The sequence below is a fragment of the Flavobacterium sp. genome (genome assembly GCF_043720215.1).
Taxonomy (GTDB): domain Bacteria; phylum Bacteroidota; class Bacteroidia; order Flavobacteriales; family Flavobacteriaceae; genus Flavobacterium.
The window spans coordinates 1-3,572 of the sequence record NZ_JAYSSZ010000171.1 but is presented as its reverse complement, the minus strand read 5'-3'; the positions used below and the strand labels follow the sequence as shown (position 1 = coordinate 3,572).

Here is a 3,572-nt window from a genome sequence, read left to right as displayed (position 1 = left end):
AGAAGAACAGTTTTTAGAATTGACAGCTAATCAATAGCAATTGCAAAAATCAATGACAATTGCAAAAATCAATGACAATTGCAAAAATCAATGACAATTGCAAAATCAAATAAAAAAACTTCAACAATCTCTGTGAAACAATAAAACCATGAAAAGATTATTATCAATAGAATTACAAAAAATCTGGAAAAATAAAGCCAGCCGAGTTCTGACAATTACTTATTTTGTCTTGCTTTCGTTTATCGCATTAATCGCTTCCATCAAATTTGATTTAGGTATTTTTAAATTAGATTTGGCCGAAATGGGGATTTTCAATTTCCCTTTTATTTGGCATTTCAATACTTATATTGCTGCAATATTAAAGTTTTTCTTAGCTATAGTCATCGTTTCTATGATGGCTAACGAATATAGTTACGGCACCTTAAAACAAAATCTCATTGATGGAATGAGCAAGAAAGAATTTATTTTATCTAAATTTCTAACTGTTGTCTTGTTTGCGCTATGCTCTACTATTTTTGTTTTTGTGATGAGTTTAATTTTAGGTTATAGTTTTTCTTCCTATACAGAATTTGGCATCGTTTTTTCAGATTTAGAGTATATTTTAGCCTTTTTTGTGAAATTGGTTGGTTTTTTCTCTTTCTGTTTATTTTTAGGGATATTTGTAAAACGTTCTGCATTTGCTATTGGCTTTCTATTTGTATGGAATATTGTTGAAGGAATAGCCAAAGGAATTCTAACTTTCAAAATTTTTCCTGATAGCAGTACTGCACAAAACATTACACAATTTTTTCCATTGGAAGCAATGTCTAATCTAATAGTCGAGCCATTTTCTAGACTATCTGTTATCAAAAATATTGGTACACAAATTGGAGTAAATGACATAAAAGACTATAGCGTTCATTTTTCTACAATTATTATCGTTTTAATTTGGACAGGAATTTTCATGTTTTTATCGTATAAAATTCTAAAAAAACGAGATTTGTAGTATATTTGCAGTCTATGAAATTTAGACTCCAAATCCTTATTTTTAGTATAACCTTATTATTTTCTGGAAACATATTTGCACAATATATTCAAGTAGACGATACATATACTGCTACACAATTAGTACAAAATGTTTTTTCGGGTGGTGGTTGTGCCACTGTAAGCAACATAACTGTTTCTGGAGGAAATTTTGGAACTGCAGAACAAAGTTTTGGTTTTTTTGACAAAAGCACAAGTAGCTTTCCATTCGCAAACGGAATAGTATTAAGTACTGGAAAAGCAACATCAGCAATTGGTCCAAATTCATTTATATTAAGTGAGGGATCAACTAGTTGGTCTGGAGATTCTGATTTACAAAATGCCTTAGGTGTCTCAAATACTATAAACGCAACCGTTTTAGAGTTTGACTTTACACCAATTACCAATAAAATTAGTTTCGATTACATCTTTTCTTCCGAACAATATTTATCAAGTCCTTCCCTATCACAATGTGGTTTTACTGATGGTTTTGCTTTTTTATTAAAACCAATAGGAAGTTCAACTTACCAAAATTTAGCTGTTGTTCCTGGAACATCAATTCCTGTTACTGTAAATAATGTGAGAGGTTCTGGTACCGTTTGTCCGCCAGCAAATGCAGCTTATTTCGATGCGTTTAATGATCCTATTCACTCAACAAATTTCAACGGTCAAACAGTAATTATGAAAGCCGAAGCTGATGTAATTTCTGGTACAACTTATCATATTAAATTAGTGATCGCCGATCAAGGAAATAATTTATACGATTCGGCCATATTTTTAGGTGGTGGTAGTTTTGAAAGCGCTACTGATTTAGGAATTAATCATTTGGTTTCTACAAATAATCCGTATTGTTCAGGAGAAAATATAACATTGAATGCTACACAACCTGGAATAAACACCTATAAATGGTTTAAAGATGGCGTTGACACAGGAATAACCACTACAACTTATTCGATTACTGATAATACAAATACAAATGTTGTCGAGTATTCAATCGAAGTTACTATAGGCGGAACTTGCATTTCAAAAGGAAAAGTTGAAGTTCAATTTGCTGCTTTGCCTACATTAATAAATCAGACATTAGTACAATGCGACGACAATAACGACGGACTTACTGTGTTTAATTTGAACCAATTAGATAATTTAATTCGAAACGGTGACACCACACTTGGAAGTGTCTCTTATTATCAAACCATTGGTGGAATACTAATTGCAAGTCCTTCAACATACTCTAGTACTAATGCAACTATATATGCAGAGGTTTCAAATGTTTTTGGATGCAAAAGTACTGCTACAATAACCTTACAAATTGCAAATAATAGTATTCCTACGCAACCAAATGTTCAAATATGTGATGAAGATGATACTTTAGATGGAAAAACAATAATACCATTACCAACAAGTTTAATTGGAGTTCCAGCTGGTTTAACTATTGAATATTACACCTCAATTCCAAATGCAGTAAATCAAACCAACTCTATAAATAGTCCGTTTACAAATACGACTCCAAATTTACAAACCGTTTATGCAAGAATAATAAATGGATCAGATTGTTATGGGATTATTTCAATAAATATTGTTGTTAGTGTGTTTAATCCTGTAAATTTTGAAGATGAAACTATTATTTTGTGTCAAGGATCATCTGTTTATTTAAGTGTTGATCCATTTTTTTCAAGTTACACATGGAGTAATGCTGATGCTGATTTTGAGACCGAAGTATTTACTGCTGGAAATTATTCTATAGAAGTTACTGATATAAATGGCTGTAAAGCAACCAAAAAATTTATAATATTGCCTTCAGCACCTGCAACAAATATAAATGCTGTCATAAATGATTTTTCAGAAGACACTAATTCAATCACAATTACTTACACAGATAATGGTGGTGATTACGAGTTTTCGATAGATGGTTTCAATTATCAAGAAAGTCCTTTGTTTACAAATCTTTCCGCTGGAGAATACACCATTTCTGTAAAAGATAAAAACGGTTGTTTACCCACTCCATCAAAAACAATTTATGTGTTAGATTATCCTAAATTTTTTACTCCAAATGGTGATGGAATCAATGATACTTGGGTTATAAAAAACATAAAAACCAAACCAAATTCTACAATAAATATCTTTGACCAATTTGGAAAATTACTCAAACAATTAGATTCAAGTTCAACTGGTTGGAATGGAACTTTCAACGGTGAAAATTTACCGTCTGCCGATTATTGGTTCGTTTTAACACTTTTTAACAATAAAACCATCAAAAGCCACTTCGCTCTTAAGAGATAATTAACTACTTTTGGGACTTATATTTTCCAAATGAAAACAAAATTATTACTTTTTTTATCTTTTATTACAGTTAATTGTTTTTCTCAATTTAGTAAAACACACTATATTCCACCTGTGTCAAGTTCTGCCACACAAGTACCCAGTTCTCAGTTTTTATATATTTCTTGTCCCAGTATTACGCCAATAAATTTTAGAATAATTCCTTTAGGCGGTACTATAATAAACGGAACTGTTTCTAGAGACACTCCTTATGTGTTAGATATTGGTAACAATTCGAGTTCTCAAATTTT

At 31.1% G+C, this 3,572-nt stretch carries 3 protein-coding genes; all 3 read left to right on the top strand.

Annotated elements, in window-relative coordinates; all coding sequences use genetic code 11:
* Window positions 1-148 precede the first annotated feature (148 nt).
* Complete coding sequence (locus tag ACHZC3_RS07900) at window positions 149-985, top strand: ABC transporter permease (RefSeq protein ID WP_394759319.1); 837 nt, start codon at window positions 149-151, stop codon at window positions 983-985.
* A 14-nt stretch (window positions 986-999) separates the two neighbouring features.
* On the top strand, window positions 1,000-3,282 hold the full coding sequence (locus ACHZC3_RS07895; protein WP_394759318.1) for a choice-of-anchor L domain-containing protein: 2,283 nt from the start codon (window positions 1,000-1,002) through the stop codon (window positions 3,280-3,282).
* A 30-nt stretch (window positions 3,283-3,312) separates the two neighbouring features.
* A partial coding sequence (locus ACHZC3_RS07890) for a hypothetical protein (RefSeq protein ID WP_394759317.1) occupies window positions 3,313-3,572 on the top strand: 260 nt, incomplete at its 3' end.

Bases quoted from the DNA above. Each gene is read 5' to 3' on its own strand.
- ACHZC3_RS07895 (WP_394759318.1), top strand. From the start codon at position 1,000: ATGAAATTTAGACTCCAAATCCTTATTTTTAGTATAACCTTATTATTT.
- ACHZC3_RS07900 (WP_394759319.1), top strand. From the start codon at position 149: ATGAAAAGATTATTATCAATAGAATTACAAAAAATCTGGAAAAATAAA.